Origin of the sequence: Providencia sp. PROV261 (genome assembly GCF_028477945.1) — a bacterium.
Classification (GTDB): Bacteria; Pseudomonadota; Gammaproteobacteria; order Enterobacterales; family Enterobacteriaceae; genus Providencia; species Providencia stuartii.
The window spans coordinates 293,913-317,996 of sequence record NZ_JAMPMC010000005.1 but is presented as its reverse complement, the minus strand read 5'-3'; the positions used below and the strand labels follow the sequence as shown (position 1 = coordinate 317,996).

Here is a 24,084-nt window from a genome sequence, read left to right as displayed (position 1 = left end):
TTATGGGCGCGGTCATAGTGGAATGACCGGTGCACATCGGTACAGACCGGAGGCAGATGCGGCGCTTCTTGCATGGCACGTAAGAAGTTCTCGGAGCCGCGTCCAGCGCGTTGGTGTGCTAATAAACCGGCTGCATTGTAGTGACTGGAGTTCACAAAGCCGGCGTCACTGCGGCGTAAATATTCTTGCCCCACGGCATTGTAGCTAAAGCGTAAGGGGGCATGCTGACCCACTTGTAGGGAAGTTAATTCCCCCAATTGACCGAAAGCGTAATGGAGTTCACGTTCACCAAAGCGCGTTTGGGTGAGGGTATGTGTAGCTTCATCCCATTGATGGTGTACCTCACGGCCATTAATGCGTTCGCAGGTTAACTGGCCGTGGGCATTGTATTCGAACTCGACCACCGAATCGGGGTTAGTGGCTTTAACGAGGCGTAAATGGGTATCGTATTCATAGGTGGTGGTGGAGAGGCATTGCGTGTTAATGCCATCGTCGACCCATTCACTTTGTTCAATGATGACTCCCGAGGAGGCATAGCGCCAGCGAAGCTCGTGGTTATCGGGGTAACGAGTGGCAATGCGTCGGCCTAAGCGGTCGTAACGATATTCAAGTACGCGTCCAGTAAAATCGGTTTCTCGAATGATTTGCCCAGCCGCATCACGCTCATAGGTATATGTTTCACCGAGTGAGCTTATCACTTTTTTCAGACGAGTTAATGCGTCATATTCAAAATGAATTTCGCTGCCATCGGGGCGTACCATTGCCATGAGCAAATCAAACGGGCCATACCGATAGCGGGTAGTGCGACCTTCACCGTCGGTGACCGCAACAACGCGGCGCTCGCTGTCATATTCAATGTGTTGATGGGTGCCATCAGGTAATAATACATCGCTGACACTGCCGTTAACGCCGTCATGCTCTTGACTATAACGGTAGCGGGTAGTGTGCTTGAGTGCATCGGTATAAGCTTGTAAGCGACCGAGTTCATCAAACTGATATTCAGTGCTATTTTGGTATGGGTTAGTGCTCTTAATCAGTTGATGTGCGGCGTTGTATTCATATTGCCACTGTGCACCATCGGGAGAAATGGCTTTGAGCAGTTCGCCGTGTTGGCTATATTCGTAAGTTTGTATTTGGCCTTGTGGGTCGATGATGGCTATTAGGTTTCCTTGCGTATCATAGCTTAGCTGCCATTCGTCGCCTGTTGGGGCAATGTAACGAGTGAGTTGTCCATTATCATTATATTCATAACCCACTTTACGTTTATCTGGTAGGTGAATCTGTGCCAGTAACCCATCGACATGGTAGATATAGTGTGTAGTCTCACCAGTATCATTGGTTTCACTGATCTTTTGAAAATCACGCCACTGTGTGCGAGTTTCTCGACCTAAAGGGTCAAGGGTACGCACGACCAATTGATCTTCATTGTAATAATAGCGGTAATGACCTCCTTCACCGTCTATATAAGTGTTAATCTGTAATGTGTCATCATATAAGAAACGATCGCACCAATACCCACTATCTGAATGAGTTTGAATGACCCGTCCTTGTTTATCATAACAAATAGTGAGTTCTGTTTGATCTGTATCTCGCCATGAGGTCATCCAACCTTCAGGTGTATAAGTGTGCCATAAGTGGTTTTGTTGGAAAGCATCACATTCACTTAAATAACCATGATTATCATATTGACACGTAACTAACCGTTGTATTTGCTGAGCATGCTCATAATTGATATGAGTTAGTTGGTTGTGTTGATAATGGAGTCGAACCAAAAAACCATCATCACGTAAAATGTGGCTGAGTTGCTGTTTATCATCGTAATGAAAGTGTAGTGCAATTCCTTGCAAATTAGTGATTTTAACTAATCGACGACAAGATAAAGATAATGTATCAAAGTGATAGATACGTTGACGGCGATTATCTTGTATTTGTAGCCCTGTTTGTTTATTACCCAATAGTAGATAATGTGGAGCTCGTAAGTTTCGGGAGCGCACTTCATCGTTAGGAGCGGTAAAAGTATATAAGCTCCCCTCAGGGTCTTGAAAGTCTATTGTGTTGTCATTGATTAGCAGATACATTGACCAGTTATCTGCCCATTTCTTTCCAAAAATACCATTGGGGGATTGAGTAGAGTAATAGGTTCGCGTTAGTTCGATAGGTAATAGACCCGGAATATTAATGACTGACCATGCTTGAATGAGATCGCCTCTCACTATATCGACGGGGTCACCACAGGTATTTACTTTATCAGTATCGTTTCCTTTTCCATCTTGATTTTTTTGGGTTTTTTTTGTGTCTTCGTTGACTTTAGTTGATGGAGTATCGGAGGTTTTATTTGATGGCGAGTTCGTATTTGGTTTAACTGTTCCGCCAGAAGATGGTGCTTTATTAGCAATATCTGCTACTTCATTAGATGTTTTTCGCGAAGTCTTGCCGATAATCTCAGCCGCTTCTTGAGTGAGCTCTTTCCCCAATTTTTTTCCAGCTTTTTTTACCAAACCAACTGGGGTGAACATCATCAGAAATGCACCGCCTTTTTCTGCATCTGACAATTCTGTAAATCGAATAGCATCAAATGGAGATTCACCAAATTGATCTCGAACTAACTGAGCATGATCTTCCAGTTGCTTTTGCCACTTAGCATTGAATAGTCCAGCAATTTTTGAGCCAAGAACACTCCCTGTAATTTCAATAATTTGAGCTCCAGTATAAGCTAGGTCGAGTACATCAGGTACCACATTCCATGTTTCTTTGAGAGCACCGCTTAATCCTTCAAAAGGAGAGTCAATAGCTGCTGATACTTCGTGACTAGTTTGAGTTGCCCATTTGGTTAAATCTTGTTTTCGTTCTTCAGCCCACTGACGGACATTTTCAGCCTCTTCAGCTGTCAATAAAGAGACTGGATGCCGTGTTGACATTTTTTTTCTGCGGGTGTTTCTGTCTTAACAATGGGATTAGCATTTTCTACAGGGGCAGAGGAAGGTTTTGCTTGGTGTGTAATGACACCTTGAGTATTACCATTTGCAGAAATGTTGGAATGTTTCTTAATTTCGTCCTCTCGGCTGCTAATAAACCCAGATTCAGGGTAACCTTTCTCATCCGAATTTAATTCAGGTAAATTGAGTGAAGGGTTTTGCTGGCGAAAAATTTCATATTCTTCATGTGAATATTTTCCTGTTGAAATTATATTATATGAGCTATCGTCAAATTCGATATAAATAAGGCGTTCGCTAGTGTCATCAAATCTGGCATTACTGTATAACCTCCAATCAGCAACTTTATCTTTGACTTGCTCAAATGGTGGGTATGGCTTAGCTAGTGGGCTCGAACCAATTACGAGCATTGCATCTACATTATCTTGGTGATTAGACATTTATTATCCCTATTTCCCATTCATCCAAAATTTATCGTCATGACGCAATATAGGTTTTTTTCCTACTCGAACACTCTTTGAATGCTCGATGGGATAGCATTTGCCGCCGACAGTACCACTTTTCACACCATTAGCTACTCCTGGCGCATCACCTAAAGTGGTTGGAATATAGCTTTGATCGTAAACAACAACGGGATGACCATTGGCTTTGACGGATGGCACGACAGAGGCTGCAGTTTCTAATTTTGCAATAACAGGGTATGGAATTGGCGGTGTTGATGAACCCATAGGCGTTTTACAGACATCAGGGGTTAAGCTAATCACCAACCATTCACCTTGTTGGCGAGCTAAATAATTATCAGCCATGGTTCAACTCCTCTTGAGTTTCAGCAAGACGAACTAATGGGGCATTTGGATCCATTTCAAATCGTGCTTCACATACACGTATAGGTAAATCAGCTTCAAACATTAAGCGATAGGTTAAGGACAGTTGTAATTTCTCAGTATCAATTAACAGCGTATCTAAATTGAGATGTAGAGGGATAAAAAGGCCATTTAACATGCGCAATAAAACAAAAGGCCGATGTCCCGGTAATGTTGTGTTGAGTTCACCACTTGGTGTTAAATTTTTGAGTATTAGTGAAAAATCAGTTTTTGGGTAAGTAATTTGTTGGTCGATTGGTGCACAGTTCCAATAACCAAAATCAAAATCACTGGGGAGATAAGGATGACGTTGGTTTAACCAAGTTTCATCATAGGTTCCAGCAAGCAAGCGCCGAGGCAACCATGCTCGACCAATCGCCCCAAATCCAGCGACAGGATTTTGTTGCAACTCATTATTTAATTGTGACGTCAACCATTCAGTGGTGATTGGATATTCTAATGATTCGATTTGTGGAGCAGGAAGTACAGTGATTTCTTTAGATTGTTGATACCATGGTGTGATAAATCCTTGTCCTAGCGGATTGTATTCATAGGTACTGTGTGCTATCGGTGCGAAATCCTTTTCAGGATGCTCAGCACGTAGCGCCTCAGGAAATAACGCTTCATCGGGAATAGGCTTAGCCAGTTTTTCATTTTCATAGACCTTACATTCACCACCAAATGCATAACGATAATCAATCGGCAATTGCCGTATGGGAGAAGGAGAAGTTAACTTCCATTCACCTGACTTTTCATCGAGTACAAACTGACGAGCCCCAAAACAGCGTAGGGATTTTTCAATTAGTACCTTATTATCTCGGCTTGTCATGGTAAAAGAGACAGTAATGGATTCAGCGGGCGTGTTGTCTGGTGCATACGCTATGCCATTGATTAGTACATCACAATGAGGTTTGAAGGGGGCTAAGTCACTTTCTACGAGAACAGATGAACTGTTTGGTTTACTAATAAATTGATCTTCAAACTCAAAATTTAAATCAGTCAGTAAAGAAGGAACATATTCCCCTTTATTTTCTGTTGGGACCAGAGCGTACCCAACCTTCATAGCAATTACATGGTGCTCAATATCTTCCACATTGAGCATTTTATAATTAAGAACTGAAAAAGGCGTAAGATTACGAAATTCCATTTCTTATCCTCTAGTTTAAGTCCACATCTTTACCGGTAATTTGTACAGGTCCGGATGCTTCAAAATTAAACTTATGTCCATTAATTGTGACATGGCCTGCACTATCCATCCGCAACACGCTGGCTCCACAGCGGAGTTCAATGACATCACCGACATTAATGGATAACTGATTGGTAACATTGATAGTTTTACTTTGCCCAACAGTCTCTGTATTGTCTTTATTAATGCTTTCAGTGCGATTGCCTTTCACCAGCATCGCTTGGTCGTTATCAACCACTTCCATATGGTCATGTAATACATGGGTAGTACGGTCATTGAGCACTTTCGTATTCATGTCCTTTTGGGCATGAATAAACACTTCCTGCTTGCCATCCTCATCTTCAAAACGTAGCTCGTTAAAACCTTTTCCTTTATGGGTTTTCGTACGGAAGGTCGTACGCGTTTTATTTTCAGGAAATTTTATTGGTGGTGCATTACGCCCATCGTAGGTACATCCCGTGATAATGGGGCGGTCAATATCCCCGTTTAAGTAGCTTATCTGCACAATAGTGCCAATACGAGGTACGGCAGAAAAACCGTAGCCATTGCCACTCCATCCCATAGCAACACGCACCCAACAGGAGGCGCCATGATCAGGCTTACCATAGCGATCCCAATGGAAATGGACTTTAACGGCACCATATTCGTTGACGTAAATTTCTTCTCCTGGAGGACCAACTACGGTGGCTAATTCATCACCATCGGCAGTTGGTTTGTAATGATGAGGCGGGCGCCATTCTTCACGGCCAGGTATAAATGTAACGCTATTACTTAGTTGAGTTCCGTCACCACCCCCGTTATCGGCGAGTGGTTGTACGCCATGGTGAGTGACAGTGATGACTTGCCAACTGTCATTCATCAGCGCATTTGGGTGATTTTGTAAGGTGAAAATTTTTCCCGGACGTAAGGCAAAACAGTTAGTCGTGGCATTCCCCATGCGACTACCGCTACGTAATTGCTCAAATCGGACCTTTGTTAAAGGTTCGCCTTCCGCATCTAATTGGAAACGACCATAACTTTCAAACACACTATGTTGCCCACCTTTTTCTAATTTCCCTTTATGCATCAGAGGGTAGGAAGGTCGAACATAATTATTATCTTTTTGGATCGTCTCATCTGAGCATAGATATTCACCGTATTGCCATGTTGAAACGGTGCTATCCGTTATATCGGTATCGGCTTGTGGGTTGTAGGTGAGGTGGATCCCCGCGGTCATTCCCATATGTTCATCGCTATAGAACATCTCTTCATCTTCAAACCAGAAGTTAATCCCTTCTTCAAAGGCTAAGCGACACCAAAAGTCATAAGCGGATTCCCGTTTTTGTGTGGTGTAGGTCCGTACCGGATGTAAAGCTTCACGGTAAAAAAGACAGTCTGATTTGACGTGCGCTTCGTCTAATAAGGTTTTTAAAATGGTGGGGGCGTTTTGGTCTTGGAAAATACGACTGTCTTGGTTGAGGGTCATGATCCACATTTCAGGACGAATATCAAAATGATACCACGTTTTCACTCCATCGGTATTACCTTGAGCAGCCCCTGCAAGAATACCTTTTACGGTACGCACAACTTTACCGTCACGTTTGACGGTAAGTGATGAAACTTGACCAAGATGTTCTTGGAAATCTATCACTGGGAGTAGGCTGACGGCATTAATGCTCAAGCTAAAGAGTGAAGAAAGCCCTTCCGTTAATGAAAAATCGGTAACTTGTAATGTTCCCGGAGGTAATAATCCGATTTCACAGGTAAATACTAATCCACTTGGATCAGGGTTGAGTCCTAGAGCACTGAGAAGTGTGGATTGTGCTTTATCAGCCATCTCACTATAAGCGCCTGTTTCTGAAGATATTGCTCCTTGTAGTCCACCAGTAAACCCACCGCCGGGTGTGAGTGCAGCAGAAACACCATTAAGGCGTGAGGTCATATTAGAGGCTACAGATAACGCTGTTTGCGCCGCATTAATGGCTTGTTGAGTTTTGGCGGACGCTTGAGAAATTAAGGCATCTTTAGCTTGATTGATGACTTCGTCTTGAATCGAGGCTATCGGATCTATAGATGGTTTTTTGGGGTCTTTTGAGAACATAAATAGGCTCCGAATTAACGGGTAGGCGTCATGACATTAAATAGAGAAAGACGAGCCTATGTAGGCTCGTCGAGTGAAGCGATTACGCTTCCAGCGGTGCGCGCCAGTCATCAGCACCAGAAGTGCCTGCTACGGTGTGCTCCCAGTCCACCTTACGGTAAGAGAGTGACACTTCGAGCAGCTGCGTATAATCCGCTTTGGCCGGATCTTGGCAGTGTGGCATTTGGCAATCGATGTTGACGATAGTCGCATCGGTCAGTGTGGTGGTGAAGAAGTGCTCTTGCTTCCCTTCAACAGACGTGCGGTACCATTTCAGTTCCACTTTTGGCAGCATTTCACCGGACGCCAGTGCGTTATACAGCAGTGGTACCGCTTTGTTTAATGCCACAGTAAAACGGAATGGCTTGTGAGCACGTTGGCCTGAAGGCTGACCGGATTGTGGGTCAGTTGGTACGGTCACAATGTGGGAAAACTCTTGTACCAGCATTTGGTCTTCATGACCTTCTACATAGATGTTACCGACCGATTCAGGGGTAAATGCTCCCGCAGTGATGTTGCCCTGCGTTTTTCCTTCGATAGAGATATAACATGGAGTTGGCATAATATGTCCTTTTATTATCCTGAGCTATAATAATAAGTCAGGTGATTAATAACGATGGTTTATTGCAATAAGAGCAATATATTCCTTGCTCAATATCATTAATATCAGCCAATGCGCATGGTGATTTCGGTTAGGAAAAATAATATATGCCGAGGGTGGGGATGTAAATGTATCGGAATAATCCGAACGGCCTAGGATAAGTGACTCAGCGTAAAATAATTGTCATATCGATATTTATTGCTTTCGTTTTGCCATTTTTAGTATTTAAGTAGTATAAAATGTTTTCGTTTTTGTTCGTTATTTTGATGAAAAACGCTTAACTATCGAAAATATTAGAAAAAATCTATGTACATTGAGCGAAAAAACGTTCCAGAAAATTCCTAACGTTTAATTTCTTTAACTCATTGTTTTACAATGATAAAAAATCTTACACTTAGAATGCTTGTTAAGTAGAGGACAAAGTCTGTTAGTTGTAAATTTTAATGCTAAAAAAGTATATCCTATAAAATAATTATTCTGGTTGTTTTAGTTTTTATCTATAATAACAAATAGTTAAATACATTGTTTAATAAGCAAATCTTCAAAGATCATTCCCAGCGTGGAATTTTGTACTCATAGGGCGATTGCCTTAATTAAAAGATATTGATGAATTTTATATTTTATTTTCACACCTTATTTATTACTTAATGAATTTTAAAGCATATGATATGGGAAAATGAATTAGAACAAACTCTAAGCTCTTATCAAAATAGGAATATCTTGATGATGTCTAACTAACTCTGTTTTGCCATAAAACTAATAGCTGACATTAACTGTCACGGTATCGCTGTAATTTCCGGGTTGGTAGTTAGCAGAAGGAACAGTGACATACACGGGGTAGAGCTTAGCGATACCAGAGCCTATATCAGAAACCAAATTAACGAGATTGTTACCCCATATTATCCCATTGGGTCCTGGTGTTGAGCTAAATTGATAAGGTATTTGATCGGTTGTTGTTGGACTTTGCAAGAAACCTGCACCTTGCAAATTATTATTTGAAGGTAGTAAACCAATACTAAAAGGGGTTGTATTTGTACAGGTAACAGAAATATTACCATTAGCTGTGGTGTTGGTTGTCTGGCTTTTGACATTACCGAGATGAATATCGCCGCTGGTGGAAACAATGCATTGCTTATTAACTGTGGTTGTCACAGTAAAAGGAAAAGTGGGGCCAATAATGGAACCGCAACTATTTGGCGTACTGAGCAGACCGATATTTAAAGTTGAGCTAGCAGTCAATGAGGTATAGGTATCAATATAAGTGGCAGGGATCACGGTTGATGGATTGAGCGATAATTGGGCATAAACGGTCACCGAACCTGTTGTTGGCGTTGACCCTTGACCGATATTCAGTTTGATTATGACAGGGCTAGTGTCAGAAATATATTGGCTCCCCCAAATAAGACTATAATTTGCATTTTGATATAACTGATAGCTTATGGGGGCATTTATTCCAATGGGGGACATTTGCCGAGAAACGATTTGGCTAGAGGTACTGGAATTACCTATATTTAAACATAGTGTGGCGCCAAGAAACGTATCGAGTAACTCCTTCGTACAACTATAGTGAATAGTGAGTGAGGTAGTTGCAGTATTATTAGTTAAGGGCATGATGTTGCCGAAATTAAGTGTGTCGATATTTAAAATGGAGCAAGTTAAGCCATAAGCGGGGCGAGGTTGATTGAGAAATATTGCAAAGAAAGTGAATAATAAGCTCAGCGTTTTGTATTTGTTAGTAATGTGAGTAGACATCATTTGATCCTTGTTTGACGGATTTTAATCTAAATAAGGGGATGACTCAGGATGGCAGTGTAATGGGCCAATCTGAGGAATAAGCTCATCGGTTTTTGGATAGGTAAATGTGACAGTACATTCTCCTTTGGGGTAATGGATCAGCAGATGGTTGTCAGTTTTTAAGATATCGAAATAGGCTATGCCATCGTATCCCACTGTCACTAAATTCTCTTTTTGGCCATTTAATGCAACTTGGCTTCCCTCAGGTAATAGCACACCATTTGGGTCAGCGAGGATCACTAATGCAGGGTGCGTTTTAATTAAATCAAATTTAGCGAGAACACCTGAATGATATTTGGGGATAACGTCTATTTGGGTCTGTTTAACTTGAATATTGGCAGGTAGATGAGTTGGATCTAACGTTAGCACATTTCGCTGGTAACTATTAAGTGAAGGAATTAAAAGTAACCCATCATGATTTGTTGTACCGATAACGCTATTTTCTAATCGAATAGGAAGGTTGCCGATACCATTTGTTGATACAATGGCGAAGCTATTCATAATTGGCTTTGAAATAAAAAAGTGATTATTAGCCGCGACGATAGCACCACTTGCACCAATATACTGTGAGTGGGTTTGGTTTAGATTATTAAACCCTGAGCTAAGATGTATTTTATCGGTAAAATAATTAATATCGATTTGGTGATTATTTTCACTATCCTGCTTGCTTGCCGTAATATTCCAGCCTAACCCTCCCTCTGAAGGGGCCGATTGGTTTGCATTTATCTGGTACGTTTGAGCATTCTGATTTTTTTGGCTCGTGATGCGAATGCTTTGCTTATTCCCGAGTAGCATTGTGGCCGCTAGGTATATAATGCTTTCTTTATCATCGGTAAGTTTTTTATTAATACTGGCGCTAATAGATAGCGTATCGTTAATGGGTTTGTACCAATGAGCACCCAAATAACCTATTGTCGGGTCATTATGGGGGCGAAAGCCAAAATAGGACAGACTAAAACTACCAAGATATTCCGAATTATAGCCAAAAACAGCATTACCATTAAACGCCAATGGTGGCGCAGAATAATTTGTTGCAATATCATGATACTGAGGTGTGGTTATGGTGGTTGAGGCGCTGAAATTAATGAGATTATTAGCCCAATGATAACCCGCATAATAGAGCCAACCTGGAGTGCGAGAGTCAGTGCTTATCGCGATAGCGGTTGAAAGTGTTCCTCCTCCTATTTGTGGTATCCAATGACTTTCAATCCCCAAATTGAACAAATCGGTTGCCAATTCGGCATGAGTGCCGGTTGTTAAATAATTATTTTCCCCATAACGAACCGTTGTGCTTATAACGGGCTTGCTAGCATAATCAAATGAGCGAATAGCATAATTTTCACGTATAAAGCCAATTTCAGCTGACCAATCAACAAGCCCCTCACGTAATAATGTTTGGTCATTATAAAATGAAATATTCTGAGTCGTGGCTCTACCTAATGAATCAGTTAACACAATTTGCGCTTTTCCTTCACCACTGACCGTCGGTAAGCTATTTAATGCAAAATGACCGATTGGCACTTCACCTCTATAGCGTTTAATACCATCAATATATAATTCCACGTTTGATGGCACCGTTGCCGAACCATAAAAAGTCGTCAATGGTGCAGTTGGCATATATGGCTGTAAGGAAAAATCAGTAGCTATTTGTAACCCTGCAATCCGTGTGGCGCGTGACCATGTTAAAGCACGAGTGACGGTATCCCCTAAATTCAAAAATAGGTGTTTGTCTTCAAATGAGGAGCGCCAAGCAGTATCTATGCGCGTCAATGAGGAGGATAATTCAGGGTGTCCCAGTGTATTGTGGCTTTGCTGTGTCGTACTCAATAGGCCAAATGGATTAAATAATCGTAATTCAGAAAAACTGCTTAATGAATTGGTGATATTTTTCGCTAGATGCAAATCATAATTTAATAAAGCGCCTTTTGAGGCGTGAGCTTGCACTTGTTCTGACGCTATTAAGTCAATAGTGGTAGCGTTAAGAGTTAATAATGAAAGTGGGGCGTCAATAATCAATCTCTGCTGATCGGCATGATAGCGATAACTAATCTCGGTTAGTTCATGCAAGCCGATAAGGCTTTTATGTTGTGTGGGGAGATTGAAATGTAATTGTTTTAATGTTTCAGCACTTACCCACAGTGTGTCATCTTGATAACCAAAGCGAGCAATACCAAAATGCGTTTGATTAATGATGACCTCAAGATAAAGCTCAGTGCCGGGTAGCGATGAAGTATCATCAATCAAATGTTCAAAGGAAGTAGGGTAAGCATTTAGCTGAGCGGTAACCAAAATAGGATAAAAAGCAGCAAATAGCAGGGAAATTTCTGCTAATAAATGCAGGTAACAAATATTAAATAGGGTAGGTTTGCTGTTCACCATTGATCAAAGCTTTTATTGTATTGTTTGGTTTGGAGCAAACTTCGGGCAGTGTTACTTCCCATTGCATCGTTGAGCGCGGCAATACGTATCCTAACAAGCCGGAATTGATGATCGTATGTTTTCCTTTGCAGTCAATGAAGTGAATATTGGATAGTTGGGCATGGCTATTGCCATTGTTATGTACAATCAGGGTGTTTTTAGATGGATGTTTTATGAGCTGCCATTCTAAGAAAACGGTAGCACTTGGCATATTTAAGGGTTGTACAAAAATAGGCAGTGAATAATGCAAAACAAATTGTAATTTATTGCTGCTATTCTGCCCGGTAGGCAACTCATTTATTGAAAGGCGATAGGCTAGTTCTTCACTCCCCATTATATTGTTGTTCCGGATCACTCTGACTAATTGTTGTTCATTGGGGTTCAGTTTGATCATAGGAGGACTGATAATAATGTCTCTGGTAGCCACTAGCTCATTGCTTGAATTTTTTTGATACCAGAGAAATGTCCTCACTTGCGCTTGTATCGGCTCTTTTCCATTATTACTTAGCCAAATTCCTGCGGAATTCTGTTGGGGATTAAATGTCAGTGTGACAGGTGTGACTTGTAACCCACCTCCATAAAGCTGGCTTGAGTAGAATAACCAGATGAATGAACAGATAAATAATGGTGAAAGTCTGCATGCCATTCGTTTGATCTTCCTTATAGTGATTTTGAAATGACGAAGCCTTAATAATTGACGTTAACAGTGACAACGTCAGAATAGGTATCTGGCGTGAAATTAGTGTTTGTCACTACCGCATAAACTGTAAAATTTTGCACCTCTCCATTGCCCGTTCCGGAAATTCCATTTCCTTGCGTTAACGATGTTGCGGTATTTCCCCAATGACTTCCTGTTGCAGATGATTGTTTGAGCTGATAAGGAATTTTATCGGTGTTGCTTATTGAATTAGTCACTGAAGATAAAGTGCCTGTGCCATCATCCGTACCACTATTCAGCGCCGAAGGTGACAACCCAATGCTAAAAGGAATGTTTTTCGAGCAGGTCACACTCAATGTGGTTTTCGACGATGGATTGCTAGTGTTTAAACTGACGGAGCCTAAGTTGATATCAGAATTAACACTCACTTGGCAGGAGCTGGTTACCGTCATTAAAACTTGAAAAGTGGTTGTTGCTAAGTTTGCTGCATTAAGACTGGATGACATTGAATAGGAGCCAATAGTTAGAAGAAATACGTTCTTCACTGTCGGTATCATAGGAACCTCGTGTAGGGATTATCGTTATATTAATCTTGAATTTTTACTTTCTGACAGCGCAAACGTATAAATTAATTCATCATAAAAAGAATAAAAGCAATATTATTATCTGTTATTTTTTGTTATTGAGATGGTTAATATATGAGGAATGATTTAATTTATTGATAATATTGGTATTTTTTTGGGATGGAAAATAGCTCACTATCTTCGAATAGTCGCGATTGTTATTTTTGTTATCATAAAGTTAATCAATTGTTTAATGTTGTAAGCAAAGTCAAAGCAAGGACTTTTTTATCGTTTTAAGGCGGTTTTTTCGGCGCTTTATCGCCTTTTTATCAAGGTGGGTAGGCAATGAAAAAAAATTTTTAAGCTAGTGAGATAGAAAAGAGCTAAGTGATTACTTTTAAAACAGTTTATATAACCTGATGAAGCTCTATTCAGCGGCATTATTTGAAACTATCCCATTAATTGGAAAACTTTCAGAAAGTATGAAACTAATTGTGATGTTTATCTCATTTTTGAGATTCTATTTTTGCTCATAAATTCAACAAATTGGCTATTAGATCCTATTTGATTTTTGAAATGAAATTTTGAAATGAAAAGAGGAGATAGCTGGATCCATTTTGCAGTTGCTAAGAAATTTTACTTATATCGATTATTGAAAATAGTCAATTTGTTAAAATAAAAATAGATAGTATCAGCTATAAACTATAACTTAATGTTACTAATTGTTACCTAAAAGGGAGTAAAATTTTACCTTTCTGAAAGAAAATTAGTAATCAGATAATGCTTGAATTTTTATGTTTTTATGCAACTAAATCTCTAAATATTGAAACAATAAATTAATAGAAAAATAATGTTTATAACCCGAATAATTTATTTTCTTGATCTCACTATTTGCGACGTTGGAAATGTAGGTTGATCATTTTATTAAAAAAAATAGACGCCAATGACAAATTGCCAAAAGTAAAATTATTGCCCAACCAATAAAGAATAAATGAGGTAAATAATGAATTTCTCTTTAAACATTAATTGATATTGCTATTTCTCAGATAAAAAAATAGCGGTTTTTGAAAAAATAAATTGTATTTTGTTAAGAAAAAATTACCAGTAAAGCGAAAGAGTAAATAATAATCAATATCATTTAATTGATTAATGAAACTTATTAAATATTAAGTGGGATTTATAATGCATCATTTGAATTACAGTATAAAAAACAAACAATTGAGGTTGAGGAATTTTGAATGAATAATATTTACTTTATTGAATTAATTGAAATTTAATGGATAAAATTAAATCTGTTTCTCATTCAATTTGAACGTTTACCTAAAATAGATAAGAGTTTCCCAATAACTTTCTTTGATATAGATCAATATCCTGCTTTGTCTATTATGCTTGGTCTTTTTAGTTGACTTTTAAACAAATATGAGTAGAAAGGTTATCTAAGGTGTTGTAATTTAGGTTATGTCAAACTTATATGTCGTGGTTATTTGAGATATGGAAGTAGAAGATATAGTTATAATGAAGAATTGTTTATGAATCGACGGATTATCGTTCTAATAGGGTAAAAAGAAACATCAGCATCTTGAATAGTTAATTTTGTGGTGCATAATAAATAACGACTAAAATTGATATCGGCAAATTCCTACATTTGATAAAGATTTTAGTTGGTTCATTATTTTTTGTAAGTATTTAGGAAATAGATTTAATTTAAGTTTTAACTTTCACGTATTTTATACTCCTTAATAGGTATTCGCTTAATGAGTGGCATGAATCGGTAATGGAGACTGTCGCCTAGTATATTTTTCTTATTATTAAAAATTAGGTTATAGCGGTACGTTTAAACTTCATGTTTGTCCTATTTGCACACAGATGTAGATAATATTTAAAAGGAAAAAAAATGACCTCAACGACTGATTTTCTGAAGCATATATACGATATTAATCTTTCCTATCTGCTGCTTGCTCAAAAACTTATCTCTCAAGAAAAGGCCTCCGCGATGTTTCGTCTTGGTATTTCTGAATCAATGGCGACTACATTAGCAGATCTTTCCTTGCCTCAATTAGTTAAATTAGCAGAAACAAACCAGCTTATCTGCCAATTTAGATTTGAAAATAGTGACACGATAGAGAAGTTAACACGTGACTCAAGGGTGGATGAATTACAACAAATTCATACAGGTATATTACTTTCAACTCACTTGTTGCAAACGCACAAGGCACATGACAATGAAACAGCGAGAAAATGATGAGTAGCACTACTGAAAAAAGTATTGTTAAAGAAGCTAGCGATATTCGCCTTGCGATGGAACTGATTTCTTTAGGCGCTCGTCTCCAAATGTTAGAAAGTGAGACCCAAATTAGCCGAGGTAGATTAATCCGTTTATATAAAGAGTTAAGAGGATGCCCACCACCAAAGGGTATGCTTCCGTTTTCAACTGATTGGTTTATGACTTGGGAACAAAATATTCACTCTTCCATGTTTTATAACGCTTATCAGTTTTTAATTAACACAGGGCACTGCAAGGGTGTTGATGCCATTGTGAAAGCTTATCGTCTATATTTGGAACAATGCGCACCGCAATCAGAAGAACCATTATTAGCTTTAACACGCGCATGGACACTAGTTCGTTTCGTTGAGAGTGGCATGTTGCAAAGCTCGGTGTGTAGCTGCTGTCATGGCTCATTTATTACTTATGCTCATATACCAGAAAATAGTTTTACTTGCAGTTTATGCCAGCCGCCATCACGGGCAATAAAAAAACGTAAACTTTCCGAACATCTCGCCGATATTACGGTATATCGACAGGATGGCATTACTAAAGCGGTAATGTAATTGGATTGATGTGGTAAACAGATAATAAATTATCTGTCCTTCCTAATATTCCCTTTAACTGCCATCTGTTACATAACTGAGTTGAAGGGAATATTGTGTTAATACTCATCGGATATATCATTGTTACAGGTACAGTCATCGGCGGCTATCTGATGCTTGGTGGCCACTTAGGGGCACTTTACCAACCTGCTGAATTTGTCATTATTCTAGGTGCCGGTTTCGGTGCATTCGTTGTTGGTAACAGTGGTAAGTCGATTATCGCCTTATGCAAAGTGTTACCCCGCGTGTTCCGCCGTTCTTCATACAACAAAGCGATGTCCATGGATTTGATGGCATTGCTATTTCAGTTATTAAATAAATCACGTCAAGAAGGTTTACTGGCGCTTGAAAAAGACATTGAAAACCCTCAAGAGAGTGAAATTTTCTCGCAATATCCCCGTGTATTAAAAGATAAAACAACGCTGATGTTTGTTGTGGATTATTTACGCCTAATGGTAACAAGCAATCTACAAAGTCATGAAATTGAAGCCTTGATGGATGAAGAGCTTGAGACTTTTCGCCAAGAAAGTGAGGTGCCTGCCTCTGGTTTAAATATGGTTGGGGATTCAATGCCGGCTTTTGGTATCGTTGCCGCCGTACTGGGTGTGGTTAACGCATTGGGATCAGCCGATCGCCCTGCGGGTGAACTAGGCGCATTAATTGCGCATGCGATGGTTGGTACTTTCCTTGGTATTTTAGTGGCTTATGGGTTTATTTTACCGCTGGCTGCATTGATTCGTTTACGCACCAATGAACAATTAAAAATGTTGGAATGTATAAAAGTGACATTCCTTTCCGCGTTACAAGGGTATGCCCCTCAAATTGCTGTCGAATTTGGTCGTAAAGTCTTGTACAGCGCTGATCGCCCTTCATTCATGGAACTAGAAGATAAGGTTCGCGAAGTCAAAATTAGTCATCGTTCACAAGCACAGAGCGAGGAGTAATGAGCCAATGAGAGGAAATAACGCCCATATTATTCGAGTCAAAAAGCGCGTTGCAAGCCATCAAAATGGACATGGTGGCTCTTGGAAAATTGCCTATGCAGACTTTATGACGGCGATGATGGCGTTCTTTTTAGTGATGTGGCTAATTTCCATATCTAGCCCACAAGAATTGACACAGATTGCCGAATATTTTCGTACCCCATTAAAAACAGCCATTAATTCAGGCACTAAAAGTGGTGATGCCACCAATCCAATTCCGGGCGGGGGGAAAGATATCGTGTTTCGTGATGGGGATATCTTACCTGAGCCGAATAACAAAATAGAAGATCAATCCAATTATCGGTTTGAAAAACTAAAGCAATCGCTTGAGCAAGCGATTCTAAAAGACCCACGGTTAAATGAACTGAAGCCTCATCTACTGATCGACATGATTGATGATGGCTTACGCATCCAAATTGTTGATAGTGAAAATCGCCCAATGTTTATGGTGGGCTCTGCCTATGTTGAGCCACATATGCGCGACATTTTGCGTGCCATAGCACCTTTACTCAATGATGTTCCAAACAAAATTAGCATATCAGGTCATACCGATGATCTGCCGTATGCGAATGGAGCCAACTATAACAACTGGGAATTATCAGCTGATAGGGCAAATGCTTCGCGTCGTGAACTTATCGCTGGGGGATTAAACCAAGACAAAATTTTACGTGTTGTAGGGATGGCTTCCAGTATTCATCTGGATAAAAACAATGGATTAGCGCCAGTCAATCGCCGTATTAGCATTATTGTATTAAATGAAACTGAGACTGAACAGATCTTGCATGAATACGATGGTGCAACGCCACTGAATGAACTATTGAACAAACCGCAGCAAGACGCTGAGGCATCATCAATAGAGAATGCAGAAAAAAAGGCGGATGGGGCAACTCATTCAGCAGCAGTATTAACGCCTTCAAATTAATTTTCGTTGTGACACTTAAAAACAGACTTACAACGTTAAGTGAAACCTAAGCTAAATTGGATAAGAACCATGGATATTACCGAGTTTTATCAAACGTTTTTCGATGAAGCTGATGAGCTACTTAGGGATATGGAACAACATTTACTTGAGCTCGATCCTTTCGACCCAGATAGCGAACAGTTAAATGCCATTTTCCGTAGTGCCCATTCAATAAAAGGGGGCGCTGCGACCTTTGGTTTCACACAGTTGCAAAACACCACGCATACATTGGAAAACCTGCTCGATAAAGCACGTCACGATGAACTGACTTTAACGCCAGATATTATTGATGTTTTTTTAGACGCTAAAGATGTGATGGCATCACAACTTGAAGCTTATAAAAATGACTCGTTACCTGATGAAGAGGCATTTAAACATATTTGTGAGGTGCTTGGCCGTGTTGAACAAAAAGCAGAAGAAGTGGTCACTGAGGCACTTCCGATCCAAGCACCGACTCCGATTGAGCAGCCGACGGTAACTGAAGCAGCGGCAAGTGATGAATATACCCATTATTTTGTTATCACGCTAAGTCAGCTAAAAGCCAATGAAGTCGATTTATTAGCAGAAGAATTGGCTTTATTTGGCACACTTTATGACACCGAAAAAACGGCAGATAGCTTAAAAGCTTGGCTTGGAACAAATACCGTGATTGACGATATTTGTGGGGTGCTCTGTTTTGTGGTCGATGAATCACAAATTACACATCAAGTGGTTGATGCTCAAACTTGTTTAGCCCATTTACCGCCAGCTGCCAAGTCACCTGCCGAAGATGTTGCTACCACGGCAGTAGCTGAAGCGGCGATGAAACCTAAGGCTCCACAAACAGACGCTGAAGAGACGACGAAATCGAAACCTACGGCAACAGCTCGTAAGGCGCCTCCGGCAAAAGCGAAAGCGGATTCCAGTAGTATTCGTGTTGCCGTGGAAAAAGTGGACCAACTGATTAATTTAGTCGGCGAGCTGGTGATCATTCAATCCATGCTGACACAACATAGCCAGCAGCTTGACCATAACGAATACGGTGACTTATTGAGTTCGATTGTGCAGCTAGAGCGCAACTCGCGAGCGTTGCAAGAGTCTGTTATGTCGATCCGCATGATGCCAATGGATTATGTATTTAGTCGTTTCCCTCGAATGGTGCGAGATATCGCCACTAAGCTTAACAAAAAAATAGAGCTGAAGGTGGAAGGAAGTGCAACAGAGCTTGATAAGAGCTTGATTGAACGGATTGTAGATCCACTTAACCATCTTGTACGTAATAGCCTCGATCATGGTATCGAGAAACCAGAAGTTCGTGTGGCAAATGGTAAACCGGAAACAGGGACTTTGACCTTATCTGCATCACATCAAAGTGGCAACATCTGTATTGAAGTTCGTGACGATGGGGCGGGGCTTAACCGTGAACGCATTTTGGCGAAAGCACGCTCCCAAGGCATGAATGTTCATGATGGCATGAGTAATGAAGAGATAGCCATGTTAATTATGGCGCCTGGTTTTTCTACAGCCGAAGTGGTCACCGATGTTTCTGGACGCGGCGTTGGCATGGATGTGGTGAAACGCAATATTCAAGATATGGGGGGCCGTATTCAGATTGGTTTTACCGAAGGAAAAGGAACCATTATTCGCATTTTGCTGCCTCTCACATTGGCTATCCTCGATGGTATGTCGGTTAAAGTTGCAGAGGATGTTTTTATTGTTCCTTTAAGTGCCATTATCAGTACGTTGCAACCACGCCAAGAAGATATTTATCGCCTTGCTGGTGAGGAAAAAATGTTATTGGTTCGTGGTGAGTATTTGCCATTAGTTGAGTTGCATCAAGTGTTTAGCATCACAGGCGCAGAGCGTGATTTAACCAACAGTATTGTGCTGATTATTCAACATGCCGGACACCGTTTTGCACTGTTGGTTGATAAGTTAATTGGGCAACAGCAGGTCGTTGTTAAAAATATTGAAAGTAATTACCGAAAAATCCCCGGTATTTCCGCCGCCACCATTATGGGGGATGGCTCGGTCGCTCTGATTTTAGATGTTGCCGAGCTACAACAAATGAATAACAGCATTCTGCTCAAAAAGAAGCAGCAAATTGCACAACCCGTTATGCACTAAATAGAGGCTAAACACCATGTCAATGTTGGATGATGATTTAAATAAACTTGATGAAGAAAAAAATGGGGAAGGTTATCTCATTTTTACTTTAGGTGAAGAAGAATATGGCATTGAAATATTAAAAGTACAGGAAATCCGAGGTTACGAACAAGTGACTCGTATTGCCAATACACCAGACTTTATTAAAGGGGTGACCAATTTAAGAGGTGTGATTATCCCTATTATTGACCTGCGTGTGAAATTCTCTCATCAAAATGTCACTTATAACGATAATACCGTCGTTATTGTGGTGAATTTAAAAGATCGTGTTGTTGGAATTGTTGTTGATGGTGTTTCCGATGTATTGGTTTTAAACGAAGAACAAATTGCAGCTCCGCCTGATTTTGCGGTGACATTATCTACTAAGTACCTGACAGGGCTAGGTACAGTCGGTGAAAGAATGCTGATTTTAGTGGATATAGAAAAGCTTTTAACCAGTGATGAGATGGCACTGATTGACAACATGGCCGAGTAATAACTTGGCCTCAAATATTCTATCTACTATGGCTAAAGTTTTTAGCCTTATGACCGATATCCAAATTACAATAACATTATGTTAGTAAAACATCATGCATAGCCGAATTAAAATCGTATCAGGACTTTTGTCCGTCATTGTTATCTTTATTCTGTTGCAATTAATATCCAGCGGTTTGATGTTCAATAAACTTGGGGATAATAGTGACAGTATTAAATATTTGAATTCGCTCCAACGCCAAAGACAAGTATTAACCGAAAGTTGGGTTAATTTATTACAAGCTCGCTCTAATTTAAATCGCTCGGTCAATGCTTTTTTATTGGAAGGGCGTACCTACCAAGATGATGCTTCTGCCGAAGATTTAATTAAAGCGGCAGAGCGTAATTTCAAAGCCGCAGATGCTGCTTATCAGCGATATATCAACCTGATGGCAGAAACGAGCCATGATAAAACGAAATTTGAACAGCTTTTTTCCACCTATGAAACTTATCGGGACGCTCTGATCCAGCTAGGAAAATATGCTCAAAAAGGGCAGTTAGATGAATTCTATGCTCACCGTACATCTGGGTATCAAATTAAATTTGAAGAACAGTTTAATGCTTACTTTGCGGATATTTCGGAAGATTTCCAAAGTGAAGTGAAACGTGCAGAAGCAAATTATCGCGAATCACTTTATATGATTATTGTTTTATCAATCGTATTAGCACTGATTGGCTTCTTTAGTTATCGCTATGTACGCAAAGGCATCATTGAACCATTAAGAGCTTTAATTCAACGAATTACCACTTTTGCTGCGGGTGATTTGACCCCAAGTGTTGATACTAAAGCAACAAATGAAATTGGTGAATTAGCGCGTGGCGTAGAGCATATGCAAAAAGAGCTGATCAACACCGTACGCGGCGTTCGAGATGGTAGTGAGACTATTTATCAAGGCACCAGCGAAATTGCTGCGGGTAATAATGATCTCTCTGCTCGCACTCAACAACAGGTGGCTTGTTTAGAAGAAACCGCGGCAAGTATGAGCGAGTTGACGGCGACGGTTAAGCAAAATACAGAATACGCTCACCAAGCAAGCGAATATGCAAGCCAAGCTTCAGCGATTGCGAAAGAGGGCGGGAAAGTGGTATCCAACGTGGTAAATACCATGCTGAATATTGCAGAAAGCTCGCAAAAAATCTCAGATATCACGGCTGTCATTGATAGTATTGCTTTCCAAACCAACATATTAGCCCTAAATGCGGCGGTTGAAGCTGCTCGCGCTGGGGAGCATGGTCGTGGGTTTGCAGTTGTTGCCGATGAAGTGCGTAATCTGGCACAACGTAGTGCAAATGCTGCCAAAGAGATCAAAGCACTCATCGAAGATTCTGTATCAAGAACGGATACAGGCGCGCGCCAAGCAGAAGATGCAGGTGAGACAATGACTAAAATTGTCGAGTCAGTGACCCGTGTTACCGACATCATGTCGCATATTGCGTTGGCCTCAGATGAACAAAGCAAAGGCATTTCACAAGTCAGCATTGCTGTTGAAGAGATGGATAAAGTCACACAGCAAAACGCGTCATTGGTTGAACAGTCAGCGGTTGCGGCAAATGTCTTGGAAGAACAAGTCGCAAAACTTGCTCAGTTAATCTCTATTTTCCGTTTGCCTGCAATGAAACAAAAAGAGTTACAAACAACTGAGCCTGCGGCAAGAACCATTTCAAATGTCGTGAAGACACCGGATCTAAATAAAATATCATCGAAAAATCATCAAGATGATGACAATTGGGAAACTTTCTAAAGACTCAGCTCAGCTTAGCGCTGCCAAGTTTTACACCTGGCAGCGTTTCTGTGCATCACTGCGATAGTGACTGTAACGCATGGAAATCTTGGCTGGCGTATGTGGGGATAAAATATGTTTGGTAAGAGTATACGGATTTCAGTCAGTTTATATCTGCTTCTCGTGATGTTTTGTGGGATGCAAATTGTGTCGAGCGCACTCTCATTAGGGATAGTGTCAAGTGAGCTCTCCTCTTTAGAGCGTATCGATCTTGGTTCGAAAAAACGTGATTTACTCGAAACAACTTATGAAGATTTGATGCAGGCTCGTAGCACATTGACTCAAATTGTCGTGCATATGAAAGTGGACTCGGATACCGCGAGTATTAATAACGCAAAAGCGGTTTTTGAGCAATTTTTACAACAAGCTGCTGACGACTACGAAAAATTTAAAGCTCAGCCATTATTGAGTGAACACGAAAACATCGCGGTTATTGACGAAAAATATCAAGCGTTTCTAGCTATTTTAAAAGAGTTAAGAGCGTTAATTGATAAAAATGATATTCCTGGTTATGTCGCATTACCTGCACAACAACATCAAGAACAGATGGCCGCAGTTATCGATCAATACCTGAATTTATTGAATACCGATAGCCAAAACTCATTAGATTCCGCCAATTTTTATAACAAAGTGGCATGGTTCATGTTCTTTGCGGTGACTTTTATTATTTTAGCGGTTTCTGGCTTAGCCCATTTTTGGATGAAACGAAAACTCATTTATCCATTGATGAGCATGAGCGATCACTTTATGAAATTGGCGAAAGGTAAGTTGAACCAAGATATTCGAGTGACGACACGTGACGAAATTGGTGAGGTCTTTGAGCAACTAAAATTAATGCAAGAATCACTGGCGACCTCCGTCATTAATTTACGTACCAATACCGACCAAATGTATACCGGTATTCGTGAAATTGCGTTGGGTAATAATAATTTATCATCTCGCACCGAACAGCAAGCTGCGTCGCTAGAAGAAACAGCGGCTAGCATGGAGCAACTCACGGCGACGGTGAAACAAAACGCAGATAACGCACGTCAAGCCAGTGAGCTAGCAATATCAGCATCAAAAACAGCAACAAAAGGCGGCGATATTACCGTTGATGTTATTGATACCATGACGGAAATTTCACATAGCTCGCAAAAAATTAGCGCCATTATTAGCGTAATCGATGGCATTGCTTTCCAAACAAATATTTTGGCTTTAAACGCGGCAGTAGAAGCGGCAAGAGCCGGAGAGCAAGGTCGAGGCTTCTCCGTGGTGGCAGGGGAAGTACGCGCTTTAGCTCAGCGTAGCGCAGAAGCGGCAAAAGAGATCAAAACACTAATTGATGAATCTGTGGGTCGTGTTAATCAAGGATCTCAATTAGTTAATGAGGCCGGACAAACCATGAATGAATTAGTGGCAGCAGTTAATCAGGTCACCGAATTGATGGGCAATATCGCCTCTGCCTCTAATGAGCAAAGTCGTGGTATCGAACAGGTCGCAACCGCAGTGAGCCAAATGGATTTAGTGACGCAACAAAACGCTGCGTTAGTGGAGCAATCTACAAGTGCAACAGCTGCCTTGGAAGATCAGGCAAATAACTTAGTCGATACAGTTGCCTTTTTTGAAGTGTCAGAAACAAAAGCCGCACAGGTTAGCTAGTTATTATTGTTAAGACTAAGCAGCCGATAACCGGCTGCTTCTGGGTTTTTATCAAAT

General features: G+C 40.4%; 18 protein-coding genes. 8 read left to right on the top strand and 10 right to left on the bottom strand.

What is annotated here, in order from left to right; translation table 11 throughout:
- The 10 genes from PR675_RS04245 to PR675_RS04200 form a co-directional block, all read right to left on the bottom strand.
- Positions 1-2,918 (bottom strand): DUF6531 domain-containing protein (locus PR675_RS04245; RefSeq protein ID WP_272582690.1); only part of this gene is annotated, 2,918 nt, incomplete at its 3' end.
- On the bottom strand, positions 2,888-3,373 hold the full coding sequence (locus tag PR675_RS04240; protein ID WP_272582689.1) for a hypothetical protein: 486 nt from the start codon (positions 3,371-3,373) through the stop codon (positions 2,888-2,890). The genes PR675_RS04245 and PR675_RS04240, both read right to left, overlap by 31 nt.
- 9 nt (positions 3,374-3,382) lie before the next feature.
- A complete protein-coding gene (locus tag PR675_RS04235) occupies positions 3,383-3,739 on the bottom strand; it encodes a DUF4150 domain-containing protein (protein ID WP_102781069.1) in 357 nt (118 codons plus the stop codon).
- On the bottom strand, positions 3,732-4,943 hold the full coding sequence (locus PR675_RS04230) for a DUF2169 family type VI secretion system accessory protein (protein WP_004918554.1): 1,212 nt from the start codon (positions 4,941-4,943) through the stop codon (positions 3,732-3,734). The genes PR675_RS04235 and PR675_RS04230 overlap by 8 nt, the downstream gene beginning before the upstream one ends.
- Positions 4,944-4,953: 10 nt before the next feature.
- The gene (locus tag PR675_RS04225; protein WP_004918555.1) at positions 4,954-7,062 is read right to left on the bottom strand and encodes a type VI secretion system Vgr family protein; all 2,109 of its coding nucleotides are present in this window, start codon (positions 7,060-7,062) and stop codon (positions 4,954-4,956) included.
- A gap of 82 nt (positions 7,063-7,144) precedes the next feature.
- A complete protein-coding gene (locus PR675_RS04220; RefSeq protein WP_004918557.1) occupies positions 7,145-7,663 on the bottom strand; it encodes an Hcp family type VI secretion system effector in 519 nt (172 codons plus the stop codon).
- A 795-nt stretch (positions 7,664-8,458) separates the two neighbouring features.
- Positions 8,459-9,454 (bottom strand): Csu type fimbrial protein, encoded by a 996-nt coding sequence (locus PR675_RS04215; protein WP_272582688.1) that lies wholly within the window; start codon positions 9,452-9,454, stop codon positions 8,459-8,461.
- A 24-nt stretch (positions 9,455-9,478) separates the two neighbouring features.
- The gene (locus PR675_RS04210) at positions 9,479-11,875 is read right to left on the bottom strand and encodes a fimbria/pilus outer membrane usher protein (protein ID WP_272582687.1); all 2,397 of its coding nucleotides are present in this window, start codon (positions 11,873-11,875) and stop codon (positions 9,479-9,481) included.
- On the bottom strand, positions 11,847-12,560 hold the full coding sequence (locus tag PR675_RS04205; RefSeq protein WP_004918561.1) for a fimbrial biogenesis chaperone: 714 nt from the start codon (positions 12,558-12,560) through the stop codon (positions 11,847-11,849). The genes PR675_RS04210 and PR675_RS04205 overlap by 29 nt, the downstream gene beginning before the upstream one ends.
- A 41-nt stretch (positions 12,561-12,601) precedes the next feature.
- On the bottom strand, positions 12,602-13,129 hold the full coding sequence (locus tag PR675_RS04200; protein ID WP_223854747.1) for a Csu type fimbrial protein: 528 nt from the start codon (positions 13,127-13,129) through the stop codon (positions 12,602-12,604).
- A 1,900-nt stretch (positions 13,130-15,029) separates the two neighbouring features.
- Between PR675_RS04200 and flhD the strand changes: the two genes are divergently transcribed.
- From flhD to PR675_RS04160, 8 genes are all read left to right on the top strand, one after another.
- Positions 15,030-15,377, top strand: a complete 348-nt coding sequence (flhD, locus tag PR675_RS04195) for a flagellar transcriptional regulator FlhD (protein WP_004918564.1) — start codon at positions 15,030-15,032, stop codon at positions 15,375-15,377.
- Positions 15,377-15,964: a flagellar transcriptional regulator FlhC gene (gene flhC / locus PR675_RS04190; protein WP_040133449.1), complete on the top strand. Its 588-nt coding sequence runs from the start codon at positions 15,377-15,379 to the stop codon at positions 15,962-15,964. Before flhD ends, flhC begins: the two co-directional genes overlap by 1 nt.
- A gap of 95 nt (positions 15,965-16,059) precedes the next feature.
- Complete coding sequence (gene motA / locus PR675_RS04185; RefSeq protein WP_004918567.1) at positions 16,060-16,947, top strand: flagellar motor stator protein MotA; 888 nt, start codon at positions 16,060-16,062, stop codon at positions 16,945-16,947.
- Positions 16,948-16,954: 7 nt separating this feature from the next.
- Positions 16,955-17,908, top strand: a complete 954-nt coding sequence (gene motB / locus PR675_RS04180; RefSeq protein WP_004918569.1) for a flagellar motor protein MotB — start codon at positions 16,955-16,957, stop codon at positions 17,906-17,908.
- A 69-nt stretch (positions 17,909-17,977) separates the two neighbouring features.
- Entirely contained in the window at positions 17,978-20,053 is a 2,076-nt protein-coding gene (gene cheA / locus PR675_RS04175; protein ID WP_036943737.1) for a chemotaxis protein CheA, read from the top strand.
- Positions 20,054-20,069: 16 nt separating this feature from the next.
- On the top strand, positions 20,070-20,567 hold the full coding sequence (gene cheW / locus PR675_RS04170; protein ID WP_014658051.1) for a chemotaxis protein CheW: 498 nt from the start codon (positions 20,070-20,072) through the stop codon (positions 20,565-20,567).
- A gap of 94 nt (positions 20,568-20,661) precedes the next feature.
- Entirely contained in the window at positions 20,662-22,347 is a 1,686-nt protein-coding gene (locus PR675_RS04165; RefSeq protein WP_014658052.1) for a methyl-accepting chemotaxis protein, read from the top strand.
- Positions 22,348-22,461: 114 nt separating this feature from the next.
- On the top strand, positions 22,462-24,027 hold the full coding sequence (locus tag PR675_RS04160) for a methyl-accepting chemotaxis protein (protein WP_121874883.1): 1,566 nt from the start codon (positions 22,462-22,464) through the stop codon (positions 24,025-24,027).
- The last annotated feature ends 57 nt before the right edge of the window (positions 24,028-24,084 follow it).